Annotated in this window: 16 protein-coding genes; 9 read left to right on the plus strand and 7 right to left on the minus strand. The window is 41.5% G+C overall.

Features of this window, described 5'->3' with window-relative positions; genetic code table 11:
• Positions 1-58: 58 nt before the first annotated feature.
• Both MHI46_RS03535 and MHI46_RS03540 read left to right on the plus strand, forming a co-directional pair.
• On the plus strand, positions 59-1,645 hold the full coding sequence (locus MHI46_RS03535; RefSeq protein ID WP_039177009.1) for an alpha-glucoside-specific PTS transporter subunit IIBC: 1,587 nt from the start codon (positions 59-61) through the stop codon (positions 1,643-1,645).
• Between the two features lie 17 nt (positions 1,646-1,662).
• Positions 1,663-2,988 (plus strand): 6-phospho-alpha-glucosidase, encoded by a 1,326-nt coding sequence (locus tag MHI46_RS03540; RefSeq protein WP_064497772.1) that lies wholly within the window; start codon positions 1,663-1,665, stop codon positions 2,986-2,988.
• Between the two features lie 96 nt (positions 2,989-3,084).
• On the opposite strand, the gene MHI46_RS03545 is transcribed toward MHI46_RS03540, so the two are convergent.
• Positions 3,085-3,456, minus strand: a complete 372-nt coding sequence (locus MHI46_RS03545; protein ID WP_064497694.1) for a hypothetical protein — start codon at positions 3,454-3,456, stop codon at positions 3,085-3,087.
• A gap of 184 nt (positions 3,457-3,640) precedes the next feature.
• Here MHI46_RS03545 and MHI46_RS03550 point away from each other — a divergent pair, with 184 nt between their 5' ends.
• Positions 3,641-4,078, plus strand: coding sequence for an Rrf2 family transcriptional regulator (locus MHI46_RS03550; RefSeq protein ID WP_039177017.1), 438 nt, complete (start codon positions 3,641-3,643; stop codon positions 4,076-4,078).
• A gap of 64 nt (positions 4,079-4,142) precedes the next feature.
• Entirely contained in the window at positions 4,143-5,054 is a 912-nt protein-coding gene (locus tag MHI46_RS03555) for an NAD(P)/FAD-dependent oxidoreductase (RefSeq protein ID WP_228280391.1), read from the plus strand.
• A gap of 10 nt (positions 5,055-5,064) precedes the next feature.
• On the opposite strand, the gene MHI46_RS03560 is transcribed toward MHI46_RS03555, so the two are convergent.
• Positions 5,065-5,265, minus strand: a complete 201-nt coding sequence (locus tag MHI46_RS03560; RefSeq protein WP_064497696.1) for a hypothetical protein — start codon at positions 5,263-5,265, stop codon at positions 5,065-5,067.
• A 113-nt stretch (positions 5,266-5,378) separates the two neighbouring features.
• Here MHI46_RS03560 and MHI46_RS03565 point away from each other — a divergent pair, with 113 nt between their 5' ends.
• Complete coding sequence (locus MHI46_RS03565) at positions 5,379-6,026, plus strand: DUF3885 domain-containing protein (protein ID WP_144464323.1); 648 nt, start codon at positions 5,379-5,381, stop codon at positions 6,024-6,026.
• Positions 6,027-6,061: 35 nt separating this feature from the next.
• Here the strand turns inward: MHI46_RS03565 and MHI46_RS03570 are convergent, their stop codons facing one another.
• Positions 6,062-7,390 carry a 6-phospho-beta-glucosidase gene (locus MHI46_RS03570; RefSeq protein WP_039177025.1) on the minus strand — a complete coding sequence of 443 codons (1,329 nt, stop codon included), beginning with the start codon at positions 7,388-7,390 and terminating at the stop codon, positions 6,062-6,064.
• Between the two features lie 197 nt (positions 7,391-7,587).
• On the opposite strand from MHI46_RS03570, the gene MHI46_RS03575 reads away from it, so the two are divergent.
• On the plus strand, positions 7,588-8,319 hold the full coding sequence (locus MHI46_RS03575) for a MurR/RpiR family transcriptional regulator (RefSeq protein ID WP_059376678.1): 732 nt from the start codon (positions 7,588-7,590) through the stop codon (positions 8,317-8,319).
• A gap of 17 nt (positions 8,320-8,336) precedes the next feature.
• Here the strand turns inward: MHI46_RS03575 and MHI46_RS03580 are convergent, their stop codons facing one another.
• The gene (locus MHI46_RS03580; protein ID WP_064497697.1) at positions 8,337-9,536 is read right to left on the minus strand and encodes an MFS transporter; all 1,200 of its coding nucleotides are present in this window, start codon (positions 9,534-9,536) and stop codon (positions 8,337-8,339) included.
• Between the two features lie 145 nt (positions 9,537-9,681).
• Between MHI46_RS03580 and MHI46_RS03585 the strand changes: the two genes are divergently transcribed.
• Complete coding sequence (locus MHI46_RS03585) at positions 9,682-10,161, plus strand: YbaK/EbsC family protein (protein WP_039177033.1); 480 nt, start codon at positions 9,682-9,684, stop codon at positions 10,159-10,161.
• A 32-nt stretch (positions 10,162-10,193) separates the two neighbouring features.
• Here MHI46_RS03585 and MHI46_RS03590 read toward each other — a convergent pair whose 3' ends face one another.
• Positions 10,194-11,102 carry a LysR family transcriptional regulator gene (locus MHI46_RS03590; RefSeq protein ID WP_024424569.1) on the minus strand — a complete coding sequence of 303 codons (909 nt, stop codon included), beginning with the start codon at positions 11,100-11,102 and terminating at the stop codon, positions 10,194-10,196.
• A 104-nt stretch (positions 11,103-11,206) separates the two neighbouring features.
• Here MHI46_RS03590 and MHI46_RS03595 point away from each other — a divergent pair, with 104 nt between their 5' ends.
• Complete coding sequence (locus tag MHI46_RS03595; RefSeq protein ID WP_342503110.1) at positions 11,207-12,409, plus strand: MFS transporter; 1,203 nt, start codon at positions 11,207-11,209, stop codon at positions 12,407-12,409.
• A gap of 63 nt (positions 12,410-12,472) precedes the next feature.
• On the opposite strand, the gene MHI46_RS03600 is transcribed toward MHI46_RS03595, so the two are convergent.
• Together MHI46_RS03600 and MHI46_RS03605 are read right to left on the minus strand one after the other, a co-directional pair.
• Entirely contained in the window at positions 12,473-13,552 is a 1,080-nt protein-coding gene (locus tag MHI46_RS03600) for a DUF3900 domain-containing protein (protein WP_024426661.1), read from the minus strand.
• A 198-nt stretch (positions 13,553-13,750) separates the two neighbouring features.
• The gene (locus MHI46_RS03605) at positions 13,751-13,900 is read right to left on the minus strand and encodes a DUF1540 domain-containing protein (RefSeq protein WP_342503111.1); all 150 of its coding nucleotides are present in this window, start codon (positions 13,898-13,900) and stop codon (positions 13,751-13,753) included.
• Between the two features lie 356 nt (positions 13,901-14,256).
• On the opposite strand from MHI46_RS03605, the gene rfbF reads away from it, so the two are divergent.
• Positions 14,257-15,021: a glucose-1-phosphate cytidylyltransferase gene (gene rfbF / locus MHI46_RS03610; RefSeq protein WP_024426660.1), complete on the plus strand. Its 765-nt coding sequence runs from the start codon at positions 14,257-14,259 to the stop codon at positions 15,019-15,021.
• Positions 15,022-15,024: the final 3 nt, after the last annotated feature.

Here is a 15,024-nt window from a genome sequence, read left to right on the forward strand (position 1 = left end):
GTTTTTGTAAGCGCTGCCTTTACAGTGGTGTTATGGATCAAGCAAAGGGGTAATGCTTATGAATGCAATCAAGCGGTTTGGCAGTGCTATGGTAGTTCCTGTACTTTTATTCGCGTTTTTTGGTATTGTTGTCGGCCTCGCGACTTTATGTAAGAATCCAGCGATTATGGGGGAAATGGCTGCAGAAGGTACGATGTGGTATAAGGTTTGGACACTGATTGAAAGCGGAGGATGGACGATTTTCAATCATATGGAATTAGCCTTTGTGATTGGATTGCCTATCTCACTTGCAAAAAAAGCGCAAGCCCGTGCGACGCTCGCAGCTTTGATGATTTATCTCGTATTTAACAATTATATTCATGCTATTTTGACACTTTGGCCGTCTGCTTTTGGTGTTGATTTATCGCAAGGTGTTGAGAATGTAGCGGGAGTAAAAGAAATTGCGGGTATACCTACGCTGGATACAAGTATCATTGGTGCGGTGATGATATCTGGAATCGTCATTTGGATCCATAATCGTTTTTATGATCAAAAGCTGCCTGAAATGCTTGGGATTTTCCAGGGGCTTGTATTTGTTGTCATCATCGGATTCTTTGTGATGATTCCTATTGCTTTTATCGTTGCTTTTGTATGGCCCTATGTTCAGCAGGGGATTCAATCTCTCCAAGGGTTCATGGCACAGTCTGGTTATATTGGTGTCTGGCTGTTTCATTTCTTGGAAAGGGTGTTAATTCCAACAGGACTTCACCATTTTATTTATACACCTTTTGAGTTTGGTCCAGCGGCTGTAAATGGAGGGTTAAAACCATATTGGATTGCTCACTTAAATGAATTTGCGTCCTCAACTTCCGATTTGAAGGATCTTTATCCATACGGATTTTTATTACATGGGAACATTAAGATGTTCGGCTGTTTAGGGATAGCTCTAGCCATGTATTTTTCTACACCGAAGGAAAATAGAAAAAAGGTTTTGGCTTTGGTATTACCCGCCACATTGACAGCCATATTTGCGGGAATTACAGAACCGCTTGAATTTACGTTTCTATTTCTCGCGCCTTATTTATTTGTGATACATGCACTTCTTGGAGCGACCATGGTGACAATCATGAATATGTTTGGTGTTGTCGGAATGATGGGTTCCGGGCTGATTGAAATAGCTGCATTGAACTGGATTCCGCTCTCCTCAAATCATGGAGGGATTTATCTGATCCAAGCGATGATTGGGCTTCTCTTTACTGCATTGTATTTTGTCATATTTAGATGGATGATTGTGAAATTTGATATTCCATTACCAGGACGAAAAGATGAGGAGGAGACGAGGCTATATACAAAACAAGATTATGAGAGTCATAAAAAAGGTCATGACAAAAAGGAATCACCCGTTTATGCATCAGAGTATGAAGAGAAAGCCGTTTATTTCTTAGAAGGCCTTGGCGGTAAAGAAAACATTAAAGATGTGACAAACTGTGCCACGCGTCTGCGTATTACAGTGATTGACCCTAGCTTGGTGAAAGATAGGGACTACTTTACAGAGAATAAACTGGCACACGGCATGGCTAAGAGTGGTCAAAGCATTCAAATCATTGTTGGCTTAAGTGTACCGCAAGTAAGAGAGTCCTTTGAGACTAAACTTTCATTAGATTGAAAAAGGAGCTGGATATCATGAAAAGATTTAATATTACCATCGCTGGAGGCGGAAGTACATTTACACCGGGAATCATTTTGATGCTGTTAGACTATTTAGAGGAGTTCCCAATTCATACAATTAAACTCTATGATAATGATGAAGCTAGACAAAAGACGATTGCAGATGCATGTGAGATTATGTTAAAAGAACGAGCACCAGAAGTGCAATTACTGGCAAGCACGGACCCAGAAGAAGCGTTTACTCAAGTCGATTTTGTGATGGCACATATTCGTGTCGGAAAATATGCAATGCGTGAATTAGATGAGAAAATTCCATTGAAGCATGGAGTCGTCGGACAGGAAACATGCGGTCCAGGCGGGATAGCTTACGGAATGCGTTCTATTCCAGGTGTATTAGAACTTGTCGATTATATGGAAAAATACTCACCTGAAGCTTGGATGTTAAACTATTCGAACCCTGCAGCGATAGTAGCTGAGGCAACACGTAAGCTAAGACCGAATTCTAAGATTTTAAACATATGTGATATGCCAATTGGCATCGAAGAATTAATTGCAAAAAATTTAGGCTTATCTTCACGGAAAGAACTAGAAGTAGATTACTATGGTTTGAATCACTTTGGCTGGTGGACAGATATTCGAGATAAATCAGGAAATAGCTTAATGCCTGAGGTGATTAAGCATGTAAGCCAGCATGGTTATGCAACAGATGGAACATCTGAACTAGAACAGCAGAAGAGCTGGAACAGCACATTAAAAAAGGCCAAAGATATTCAAGCGCTTGATCCAAAAACGGTCCCTAATACGTATTTGAAATACTATCTATTTCCAGATGAAGAAGTAGCACATTCCAATATAGAATTCACACGTGCCAATGAAGTCATGGAGGGACGGGAAGCTTTTGTTTTTAGTGAGTGTCAGGCCATCATTGATAAAGGAACTGCAAAGGAAACAAAGCTGACCATTGATGAGCACGCTTCCTATATCGTTGATTTGGCAAGAGCCATTGCTTTTAATAAAAAAGAACGGATGCTGATGATTGTAGAGAACAATGGCGCCATTAGAAACTTTGACCCAACAGCAATGGTCGAAATTCCTTGTATCGTTGGCAGCAATGGTCCAGAAAAATTAGTAGTTGGAGAAATTCCTAGATTTCAAAAAAGTCTCATGGAGCAGCAAGTTGGCGTAGAAAAATTAGTAGTAGAAGCATTTGAAGAAGGGTCCTATCAAAAACTATGGCAGGCCATCACATTATCGAAAACGGTGCCGAGTGCAAAAGTAGCAAAAGATATTTTAGACGACTTAATTGTGGCAAATCAAGCATTTTGGCCAGAATTAACATAACAGGAGAATAAGCAATATGGGCGTGACAGCGCTCATATTGCTTATTTATTGTGATGGAGACGAAAAGAACCCTTACCAAAAGGGGCCCGTCATTCCTTACTCCGCACTCTCCTCAACCTCACGGCTATCCTCAGTTTCACCAATATAAATAGGGCCGTTTGCGTGGTCGATTCGGATTGGCCATTCGTATGGAATTTGAAGACGTCTAGCAATGGTTCTCCAGAATTTTGTGGAATCCAATTCGAATTCTTGGAAGTCTTTTAATAAGTCTTTGTAAGACGAGCCGTCAAATTGAATGTACATATCTTGAAGGCGCATGAACGCGACATGTCTCACTTCTAGTGCTGCTGCGGCTTCCATTTCTTCTTCTGTTGCTTCTCCGATGATTGTACCTGCGGGCGGTAGCATGTCGTATACGTTAAATTCCTCTTCTTCTTCGTGTGCTGCATTGTGCTGTTGATCTGACATTTTTCTTCACTCCTTCTCGTTTTCAAGCAAAACTTTATTCCGTGCTTACTTCTATTATCGGAAGGAAATGTGAAATGTGGAATGAAAAGAGGAGCAGATCCACAGTACTTGCTTTTTTCTCTTGAATCATCTATGATCAATTACAGATATAAAAGGTCTATAATAGATAGAAAGGAGCTTCCTTATGAAATATTCTAAAGCGACCAACTATGCGCTACATACGATGGTGTTTTTAACTATTGCGCCAAAGGGTAAAGCGATTGGCGTTGAGCCACTTGCTAAGATGCAAGATCTTTCACCAACCTATTTATCCAAAATTTTAACAAAGCTTGTGAAGGCGGGATTGATTGAATCAACACCTGGTGCAAAGGGAGGATACACCCTTATCAAACGAAAGGAAGACATTTCGTTTTTAGATGTCATTCAGGCTGTAGAAGGACAAACGAATTTATTTCGCTGCTCTTTAGAGCATGACTCCTTCATGCCCCATGATGGCTGTTTGATTGAACAAGTCATGCAGGATGTGGAAACGAAAATGCAGGAGACGTTAAGTCAAAAACGGTTAATTGATATTGCGAACCAAATTGAGCAGACAGAAAAAAATCCATTTTTCAAGATGTGATTTTTTTGAACTAATTATAGATATTAAGAGTCTTTAAAGTCTTGAATATAAAGGAGAGATTGATATGTTATTAGATTGCGCCATTATCGGAGGCGGGCCAGCCGGATTAAATGCAGCACTTGTTGTGGGTAGGGGCAGAAAGCAGGTCATTGTATTTGATGACGAGCTGCCAAGAAATCGAGTGACTCAGGAATCACATGGATTTATTACAAACGATGGAATGACACCGTTTGAAATCAGACAAGCGGGAGAGGCAGATCTTCAAAAATACCCTAATATCCAAATCAAACGAAGTAGAATTAATGATATACAAAAGCGAGAGGAATTCTTTACGTTACTGACACATGAAGGGGATATATTCGAAGCGAAAAAAATCATCTTGGCAACTGGACTTCAGGATATATTGCCAGAGATCGAAGGAATTCATGATGTGTATGGAAAAACGTTGTTTAGCTGCCCTTTCTGTGATGGATGGGAATTAAAGGATAAAGCGCTTGCCCTTATTGCGGAGAATCAGAGAGCCTTGCATATGGCTAAGCTTATATCCAATTGGACAAAGGATTTGATCGTGTTTACGAATGGGCACGGTTTGGCTGAAGAGGACAAGTCACTTCTGACGGAGCATTCTATTCAAGTCATTGATGTGCCTATTGTATCGATTGATCATGACAATGGTGAGCTGCGCTCTCTCCAGCTTGCAAATGGGGAGACAGTAAAAAGGGAAGGCGGTTTTGTCGCAAGTGAATTCAAGCAGTCAGCCCCATTTGCTGAAAAGCTTGGCTGTCAAATGACGAAGAATGCAGGGATTGAAACAGATATTCTTGGACGTACAACCGTCAGTGGTGTCTTTGCATGTGGTGATAATTTAGGCGGTCCTGCTCAGTTAGTTCTCGCAGCAGCAGCTGGAAGTCAGGCAGGAATGGGCGTCATTCATGAACTTGTGCAAGAAAAGTTTCAGGAAAAAACATCTCTATGAAAAGAGATGTTCAGCGATGAGCGGTTTTCTGTTTTGCTAAGACGTGAGCTGTCCATTCAAAAAGTGCGTAGATGACAAAGAAGATCAGGATCCAGCTGCTGGCATCGACCCATACATTGGTGATATGAATGATGTTCGCCTGATCAAGTCCAGTCTGTATCCACATAGTGATCAATGCGGTGAGGAACACCTGTAAAAACCATTTTTTCAATTGGTCACACCTCCATCTCTTTCTATCATATAAGAAATGACAGTTAATTTCCAATTGTTTTCCTGTATGTTTCAACGGTAAAATAAGAAATAAAATCAATGGAAGGACATGACATGAGCGATCAAACAAATAGCTTTTTAAAAAGTCATTTTCCTCATCTTTCCCTCACGCCGCCTCTTTTTTATGAGTGGCCTATTGGGCTTCGGTTTGAATTGGCAGATTGGTCATTAGGAAAAGAATCGATTGTATTAGAAAAAGCGGGAGATCGTGCTTTTGAGATTGTAAAATATGTTTTTGATCTAGAAGACGAAATGCTGCTTGTAACGGATGTGTATACAGAACATGAACATGAATTAACGAAGCGTAAGCTCCTGGTTTATCAAAAATATGTGCATCGGCAAGTAAGGAAGCGGTTGCGTCACGAGCTTTTGACTTATGTACGTCCAGAAATAGAAGATTCACTGACATTAGAGAGATTTACACTCAAATGCCAGCTGCAAGACATTCGATTGCGTCCGCTTCTCCATGCGATCTGCCAGGAGGACTTCTATACGCCGAATCAAATCTTGAAGGGGAAGCTTGGTTATGAAATTTACCTAATGAATGTCTCGAAAAAAATGATTTTTCACTTATATGATGATCGAGGCTGTGATCTCATCGCGGCAGAGCCAGAGCGTTTAAGACCAGTCTATGAAGGATTACAGCACTGGCTATTAGATTATGATCGCCCACAAATGGACCGGCTATTTACAGCCAAATAAGAAAAACCGCACTTTCGAAAAGTGCGGCTTCTTTTTTATGCTTCTACTTTATTAAAAAACTGTGGCAAATATTCTTTGTGTGCTTCTAGCATTTCATCTAGGATGCTTTTTGCAACAGCATCTGATGGGACAAGCGGGTTGATGGTCATTGCGACAAGGGCTGTGTTGTAATCGCCTGTCACAGCTGCTTCAGCAGCTACACGTTCAAAGGATTTAATTTGAGAAATGAGTCCTTTGACAGCGACCGGCATTTCACCAACAGCGATTGGTTTAGGACCGTCTTTTGTGATAACGCAGTTGAGTTCAACGGCAGAATCATTTGGAATGTCACTGATGGCGCCATTGTTAATCGTGTTGACAGGCTGAATGTCATGCTTGTCGTTATAAATGGATGCAATTAAGTTACAAGCTGCATCACTGTAGTAGGCACCGCCTCGTTTTTCAAGCTGCGGCGGCTTGATGTCTAGATCAGGGTCTTTGTAAAGCTCGAACAGATCATTTTCTAATGCGCGAACGACTTCTGCACGAGTTCCTTCGTTTGCTGCTGCTTTCTTTTCCTCAGCCAGCATATCACTTGTTTTGTAGTAGTAGCGGTGATATGGACAAGGAATAACGCCAAGCCCTTTTAAGAAATCAGCATCCCACGGAATCGCTTGAATGTTGTTCATCGACATGCTGGAGTTTGGATCCGCCATGTCTTCGATCACTTGATCCATGATGCTTTTGCCGTCTAAGAATACATTGAGTCCAAAGACCATATGGTTTAATCCAGCAAAGCTGACTTCGACTCTGCTTGCGTCGACATCAAGCCCTTTGGCGATTCCCATGCGAATGCCGATTGGCACGTTGCATAAGCCAACGACTTTTCGATGGTTTGAATAACGAAGTACGGCTTCAGTGACCATACCAGCTGGATTTGTGAAATTCACAAGCCATGCATTCGGGCAAAGCTCTTCAATATCTTTGACAATATCAAGAATGACAGGAATGGTGCGAAGTCCTTTGAATAGACCCCCTGGACCATTTGTTTCTTGACCAATGACATCATATTTTAAAGGAATGCGTTCATCCTTCATACGTGCTTCAAGAAGTCCGACACGGAATTGTGTTGTAACAAAATCAGCATCTACAAGCGCTTTTCTACGATCTAATGTTAAATGAACCTCGATTGGAAGTCCTGCTTTTTTGACCATGCGTTTTGCAAGATTTCCGACGATCTCAAGCTTTTCTTTGCCCGCTTCAATATCAACGAGCCAAAGCTCGCTAATCGGAAATTCATCGTACCGTTTAATGAATCCTTCGACAAGCTCTGGTGTATAGCTTGATCCTCCGCCAATTGTGACAACCTTTAATCCTTTTGCCATGCTCTGCACCTCCGAATAATGTAACGCGCAATGTTATAATAGAGAAAAGTCTTTTTTATTTTGTACATCTATAGCTTATCGTGAGAGCATCTCATGCGTAAATGACTTCAGCGTCTTTAGGCAAGGGTGCCCTATTTAGAGATTTGTTACATAAAAGAAACACATTGTGACATGTTGTTGGAGAAAGGGGAAGTCAGATGTTTTCAAGTGAGGTCATTTCCAGCTTTAATGAACTAGAAAGCGCTTTATATCGATATATCATGGAAAACAGTGAAAAGGTCGTGTACATGAGAATTCGAGACCTTGCAGATGCTGCACATATTTCCACCTCGTCTGTCCTTCGTTTTTGCCGAAAAGTAAATTGTGAAGGCTTTTCAGAGTTTAAAGTGAAGCTCAAAATGTATTTAGAATCAGAGCAGACACCTTCTTTAAAAAGCACACAGCACTTTCTATATGAATTTATTGAACGAACATTAAAGGGAGACTTTGAGGGGAAAATTAAGGAGGCAGCGAAACTCATTGCTGAGGCAAAAAATGTGCTGTTTATCGGGACTGGCAGTTCTGGCATTTTGGCGCAGTATGGGGCGAGGTACTTTTCAAGTCTTGAGAAATTTTCATTTTACATCAATGATCCGTTTTTCCCGATGAATATGCAGTATTTAGACAATAGTGTCACCATTGTGCTGTCTGTATCAGGGGAGAACAGTATTACGATCGATCATATTTCAAAGTTAAAAAGGGAAGGCAGCACAATCATTAGTATTACGAATAACCAGCACTGCACGATTTCGCGCATTTCAGATTTAAATATTGCCTACTACGTCACAGATGAGCGGGTACACAGAGCCAATATCACCACACAGACGCCAGTTGTGTATATTTTAGAAGCAATGGCCCGTGACATGTTCACGATGTTAAAAGAAAAGTAAAAGAGCCGCTGCATGAATCAGCTGCTCTCTTTTTTCTGCTTCATAAAAGAAAGGATGGCAATACCAGAACAGACGAGCACAAACAGACCGCCTAGCAAATACACAGACCTCGCCCCATATGCATCCGCAATCAATCCAACAAAGAAAATAGATAAACCGACAGATACAGAAGAAAGGACGTAATGAGCCGAGTACACCTTTGATAAATCTTGGACAGGTGTTTCCGTTTGAAGAATGGTTTGCTGCGAAACATCACGAATTTGATAAGCAGGCCCCATCAAAATACAAAGCAGCAAAGCAAGCCATGGCAGGCTGTTCAGTGAATAGACAATAGTCAGCACTGCATAAATGAATGACCCAGCTGCCATAAAGAGAAGAAGCTGTTTTTGAATAAATTGACTCATCCATGCAGCTAAGAGACCGCCTAGAATGGTGCCGATATAATAAGCGGCATTGATAAAGCCCCACCATTCCTCACCTTGCTTTAAATCTTGTGTGACAAAGGCAAGCGTAATTGCCCCGATCCATACAGCACCCGCAATATTTTCACAAACATCCATAAAGGTCAGGGTGCGCACCGTTTTATTTGTCCAAATGATCGTCCAGCCATCTTTGAAGCTGTTCGTCTTATTTGCTTTTCGAACCGTCTCTTCTTGCTTGAGAAGAGGAAAGACAGGGATGAAAAATAGGTAAGACAACACAATCATGACACAAGTGATCCACATTAAATAAAATGGCCCGATCCATAGGACGAGCATTCCAGTGAACGAATAGCCGGCGATTTGAACCATTTGATGAAATATGGACGCTGTACTGTTTGCTTTCACAAGCTGATTTGCTGGCACAAGCATCGGCATGATGGCCTGTAACAAAGGACTGATCAACCCGCCTGTGAGGGAAATCAAAATGAGTGCACTAAACAGCCAGACCATATGCTGCTGAAAGAAATGAAATTGGGCTGTAAACACGATGAGCATCCCAAGACGTAAAAGCGGGACCCATTTCAATAGGCGGCCAGCTTGAAAGTAATCAGTTAAAACAGGAGAGAAAAGCCCAGCCAATAGCTGGCATATCGTTCTGATCAGTGGAAAGACAGCCGCATAGGCAACAGATTGTGTATCTTGATAAATGACAAACGTGATCGTCATGACAAATAAAATATCACTCAACATGAGAAGGCTTTTACTGCTTGTATAACACCAAAACTTGTTTCCCATATTAAACCGGCTCCTTTTCAAAAACATGTTTAGTATAGCATGGTGATGAAGGGTTCAGAGGCTTTCCATTGAAAAATACATCTTAAGGATGAGAAGATTGTGATAAGCTAAATGAAGGACATTGTAAGGAAAGGGGTTCAATCACTTGAGAAAATTACCAGCACATGACTTTTTGGACAAACATGGCATCCCATATGAGATCAAAACATTTTCTGCCGAAACAGAAAAAGGAGCAGCAAATGTAGCGGCAGCCCTTGGTTTTCGTGAAAGACAAATGATCAAAACATTGATCTTTGAAACAGGAGAAGGGGAGCAGCTGCTTGTGATGGTTGGCGCTGACCAGCATATTAAGTCAGGGAAACTAAAGAAAGCGGCCGGCTCCCGTAATATTAAAATGGCTTCACCGGAGAAGGTTCTTGAAGTGACGGGCTATCGAATTGGTTCGATTCCGCCGTTTTGCTGGCAGCCAGAAGGATTCCGCACGATCATTGAAGCTTCATTATTAGAGGAAGAGATATTAGGGGTTGGAGCAGGAGAATGGGGAAATGAAATCCTCATCACACCAGAACAATTAGTGAAAGCCTCAAAGGCTGTACCGTTTGACATCGTGCAGCCAGCCGAATAAAAAAAGTGCCTGTTTTTGGAGCAGGCACTTTTTTAATTGGCAGCAGGCGTAGTGAATGGACCGATACCTTTCATTTGCAGGAAGGCATCCACGGTTCTATTTTCTTCAAGATCATTCGCCCGTTTGCACACAACAACCGGTCTGACGATCTCAATGCCTTCAATGTACACGCGCCCAATTTCTTGCCGCTTGAGACTGCCGTGAACCGCATCACGGGGAACAAGTGTGATGCCATATCCAGCTTTGATCATTTGAATCGCTTCATGAACACCGCTGAATTGTAAATCAACGGTCGGTTTTTTAATTCCTTTCGAGGTAAAAAGAGAAAAGAGCTTATCTCTTGTGGAACTGCCTTCTTCACGCATCAAAAAAGGCTCCTGACTCAGGCGCTCCAGCGGGACCGTTTTTCCGTTTAACGGATGGTCTGCCGGCACAATAAAATCATAGCTTAAATTCGTTAAATGAGAAGTGAGAATCTCCTCATGGTGCAAATCCTCGATCACAGCGATGGCTACATCTGATTCATATTGAAGCAGGCTCTCTAAAACTTGAGCGGAGTTTCCACTTTTTAATTCAATTTCTGTCTGTGGTGAAGATGTTTTAAAAGCAGCAAGCCAATCTGGCAGTAAAAAGTTGAGTGGTACATAGGTAGAAGCGATGCGGAGCCGCCCCTTTTTTCCGTTTTGTAAAAGTGTGATCTGATATTCTACTTCTTTTTCAGCCTCGAACACTTGCCGGGCATAAGGGTATAGAATTTTCCCCATTTCCGTAAGTGTAATGCCTCTGCCATTTCGTTTAAAAAGACGGAAACCGATCTCACTTTCAATGCTTCTAAGCTGAGCCGTCACAGCTGGCTGTGTCAAAGATAGCACGTCTGCTGTTTGTGTAACGCTTTTTGTCTCTGCGACCTTTGCAAAAATCCGAAGGGCATGTAAATTCAACTTTAACACCACCTATCAATTATTTTGATGGTTTAATCAAAAACATTCATTAGATTTATTATAAGGCATCCCTTATTGTAAAGATAGCGAAGGGGGAAGGGAAAATGGATCATCGTCAAAAGCAAGTGGTGTCAATATCACTTATCACAGCATTTGCACTGATTGGGGATTCAATGCTTTATATTGTTCTTCCAATCTATTGGAAAGAGGTTGGTTTATCATCTATTTGGGAGGTCGGGCTGCTGCTGTCCATTAACCGATTCGTCCGCATCCCGCTAACACCTGTCGTTTGGTGGCTCTATCGGTTTGTCCCAATGAAGACCGGTGTATTGATCGCTATTTTGATTGCATCAGTGACCACAGTGCTTTATGGTGTGAGCGGTTTTTGGCTGCTGCTGATTTGCCGCTGCGCTTGGGGGCTGGCATGGACGTTATTGCGTATGAGTGGAATGAGATTAATTGCTGAGATGGAGGAAAGCTCTCAAGGGCATTATACGGGCATTTATAATGGGCTTTACCGGCTTGGCAGTTTATTCGGCATGTTATTTGGCGGAATATTCGCCAGCCTGATCGGCTTCCAGTCCATGACACTTGTTTTTGGTTTACTCACATTACTAGGGGTCATTTTTTATGTCTCTTTGGATGAGATTGAAAAGGGAGAAGAGGTGCAGGTGTATCAAGTCATCAAACAGCGGTGGCTTGTACGAGATGTTGTAAAAGTATTAATGACAGGTATGCTGATCGCACTTGTGATACAAGGGTTATTCGCATCAACACTCAGTCATGTCATTGAAGCAAGGATCGGTGATGGTGAATTTGCTCTGTTCGGCTTTGTCATCGGAGCTTCGGCTTTAAGTGGCATCATTCAAGCGCTCAGATGGGGGTGGGAACCATTTGTCGCACCGAAAACGGGCAGATGGTTTGATGGGCTTGTGATGAAGGAACGAACGCTTTGCTGGATGTTTCTTTCATTTGGAGGTCTCAGTTTTCTGGCGGTCATGCTGAAGGTAAGCGGCTGGTTTCTTGTGATGCTGCTTTTGATCCAGCTGCTCTCAACAATCTTAACGACATTAACGGATACGCTTGCTTTTCAAAAAGCGTCTGCTCAAACAGATAAAAACCGCTTCCTCGCAAGCTATTCCTTTGTTCAAGATATGGGAGCAGCTTTAGGACCCTTGTGCGGGTATACGATGATTCAGTTTTTTGGATCAAGCAGCGTCTTTTGGCTGATGCTCATCATAAGCTTATTGCTTGTCAGCATGTGGGCAAGAGGCAGGGAGCTGCATGTTACTTCTGATCCAGCTTAATAAATCAAGCGTTATACAAAGAAACTGCCTCATGCGCTGAATGCAAGAGGCAGTCGTGTCTTTTTATTCTAGATCTGAATCATAGGCTTTTTGCGTTAGCTGGCTGACCACCTCTTTTAACCCATTTGGTTTATGAAACTCAACAGGTGTGCTTCCTTTTTCGAAGACGATTTGATCTGCTTCAACGAGCACGACATATCGATTGTTGAGCTTTGCAATATGGATCGAGTGGCCAAAGTCTGCTAGAAGACCTTTGATTTCCGTTTCGCCTAGACGCATTTTCATTGTGATATCAGGGGTTTGTTCAACAATATGGGAGGCCGCTTGTGTGACCTGCTCTGTATCGAGTGTTTCTCTAATTTCTCGCTTTTCACTCGCTTCCCATATTTCAAGATCCTCTTCAAACTGCTTTAATTCTTCACTTTCATCCTGTAATGTTTCAAAAACCTGTTCCTGTACCATATTCATAACCTGTGATTTCATGATTTCAGGCATGGATTCACCGTATTCGACGAACTTCAAAAAGTCTTCAAAATAACGAGCGTGTGAAGATTGGTGAATTTTCACTTCAGCTTCTTCAGTCATTCCCTCTTCTGGCATAAACGGGTATTGAATCGATTTCATGTTTTTTGTCGTAATAGCCATTTCGACTTTTCTAATCAAGGTAGATGTATCAGCGATAGAAGCCACTTTTTGTTCGAAATCGCATTTCATAATAAAGACAAAGGAATCATCGAAATACTTTTTAGGAACAGCAGAAGCAACTAAAAAAACGCCGCCTCTGACAGCACTTGTATCTAAATATGTGCGAACAAACTGTTCACTGCATTCATTAAACAATTCTTTTGTATCTGCAAATCTCGTTTGATGAAATAGGTTGTAGTTTGGATTTGAATCAAGCTCATGACCAGGCTCTACAATAAATCGGCCAATTTTGGTCGGTACTTGTTCAGATTTAGGGTGTCGGTCCACTTTTCGTTTGACGATTTTTTTCAGTTCACCGTCTAAAAAGTCCTTCAGCTCACTTTGTTCAAATTCCTCTTGATCTAGTGTTTGATAATGTTTAAATCGTTTATTTGCTTGTTCATCTTTGCCTTCGATTTCCACGACAAAGAATGATAGAAAACGTATCGTAAAATCCATTGATTGGTCACCACTTTTTCTTCTTCGGATATGTTGAGTATAGAAAAAGGAGTGAAAATCGTCAACGAATGGAGAAATATCGTGTCATTATTTCCCGAGAAATGTTTATTGAAAAACACTTGATAATAATTATCATTCTTGATAGAATGGTAAAAGAAAAGAAGGAACCTGCCAGTTCCTTCATCTCAGAGAAAAATATTATTTTGTTTCAAATGTTTCGCAATCAGTTTCAGCATTGCGAGTCACTTCAGTCATCGTGTTTTTACCGATTTTAATGGTAGAAGCGGTACAGCTGTTTTCAGCCCAAAAACGGCAAGAGTTCACTTCACAAAGAACGTTTTGTGTCAAGGGAATTCACCTCCGTGATTCATATTGAGAATGAAACAAGCTGCCACTTGAATTCATTCAATCTAGTAGTCTCTTTGTAGAAAGAGGCTGTTTGTGCTGGTTATGCACATGTTTATCATACCATCTACCCTGAAAATATACAATTTAAACTTTGGAAGAGCGAGAATATGAATCTCGCTCTTTTTTTATTTGTAAAAATAGTTAAATGCTAGGTGGCACACTCTCTCATTTCGACATATGAATAGAGTAGATTCAAAACCTGATGTCGGACAAAGTATGGGGGTACATGTACTGATTTTCCGCATAAAGATAGGGTTTTTAATCAAAAAATCTTCATAGAGAGATGAGGGGAGAAGATGAAAGCAGTCATTCTCTGCGGAGGAAAGGGAACGAGAATGAGTGAGGTCACACAAGCGCTTCCTAAACCACTTGCTATGATCGGAGATCGGCCTATTCTATGGCATATTATGAAAATCTATCAGTATTACGGTGTAGACGAATTTATCCTATTGCTTGGATATAAAGGAGAGAAGATCAAAGAGTACTTTCTGAACTACGACTGGCAGCATCACAGCATGCAGCTCGATATGGCGACAGGAGAAATGAAGCTTTTAGGGAAAAAGGAGAACTGGAAAATCACCTTTTTAGATACAGGTGAAGATACGATGACAGGCGGACGTTTAAAGCAGGCACAGGATTACATTGGTGATGAGACCTTTATGATGACGTATGGTGATGGACTGGCCAATATCAATATGTTTCATTTGCTGAAACGTCATCAGGATCTTGGAGCAGCTGCGACTGTCACAGGCATTGAAAAGAAGTCCCAGTACGGGACACTGAAGGTGTATAACGGGATGGCACAATCCTTCTCTGAGAAGACAGACAGTATCGGGATGATCAATGGAGGATTTTTTGTGTTGTCTCCAAAGGTATTTGATTATTTGACAGATGATGATCAATGCGTGTTTGAAGCGGAGCCTCTTCAAAAACTGGCGGATGATGGAGAGCTTGCCGTTTATGAGCATCACGGATTTTGGACAGCAATTGATACGTATAAAAACCTGAAGGAAATAAACGACATGTGGACAGATGGAAAACAACCATGGAAGGTTTGGTGACAG

The organism is Bacillus sp. FSL K6-1000 (assembly GCF_038630785.1).
Taxonomy (GTDB): domain Bacteria; phylum Bacillota; class Bacilli; order Bacillales; family Bacillaceae; genus Bacillus; species Bacillus safensis.

Excerpts from the sequence above, each read along its gene's own strand:
- MHI46_RS03535 (WP_039177009.1), top strand. The coding sequence starts at position 59 with ATGAATGCAATCAAGCGGTTTGGCAGTGCTATGGTAGTTCCTGTACTT.
- MHI46_RS03600 (WP_024426661.1), bottom strand. The coding sequence starts at position 13,552 with ATGGATTTTACGATACGTTTTCTATCATTCTTTGTCGTGGAAATCGAA.
- MHI46_RS03580 (WP_064497697.1), bottom strand. The coding sequence starts at position 9,536 with ATGGGAAACAAGTTTTGGTGTTATACAAGCAGTAAAAGCCTTCTCATG.
- MHI46_RS03545 (WP_064497694.1), bottom strand. The coding sequence starts at position 3,456 with ATGTCAGATCAACAGCACAATGCAGCACACGAAGAAGAAGAGGAATTT.
- rfbF (WP_024426660.1), top strand. The coding sequence starts at position 14,257 with ATGAAAGCAGTCATTCTCTGCGGAGGAAAGGGAACGAGAATGAGTGAG.
- MHI46_RS03595 (WP_342503110.1), top strand. The coding sequence starts at position 11,207 with ATGGATCATCGTCAAAAGCAAGTGGTGTCAATATCACTTATCACAGCA.
- MHI46_RS03555 (WP_228280391.1), top strand. The coding sequence starts at position 4,143 with ATGTTATTAGATTGCGCCATTATCGGAGGCGGGCCAGCCGGATTAAAT.
- MHI46_RS03540 (WP_064497772.1), top strand. The coding sequence starts at position 1,663 with ATGAAAAGATTTAATATTACCATCGCTGGAGGCGGAAGTACATTTACA.
- MHI46_RS03570 (WP_039177025.1), bottom strand. The coding sequence starts at position 7,390 with ATGGCAAAAGGATTAAAGGTTGTCACAATTGGCGGAGGATCAAGCTAT.
- MHI46_RS03565 (WP_144464323.1), top strand. The coding sequence starts at position 5,379 with ATGAGCGATCAAACAAATAGCTTTTTAAAAAGTCATTTTCCTCATCTT.
- MHI46_RS03550 (WP_039177017.1), top strand. The coding sequence starts at position 3,641 with ATGAAATATTCTAAAGCGACCAACTATGCGCTACATACGATGGTGTTT.
- MHI46_RS03575 (WP_059376678.1), top strand. The coding sequence starts at position 7,588 with ATGTTTTCAAGTGAGGTCATTTCCAGCTTTAATGAACTAGAAAGCGCT.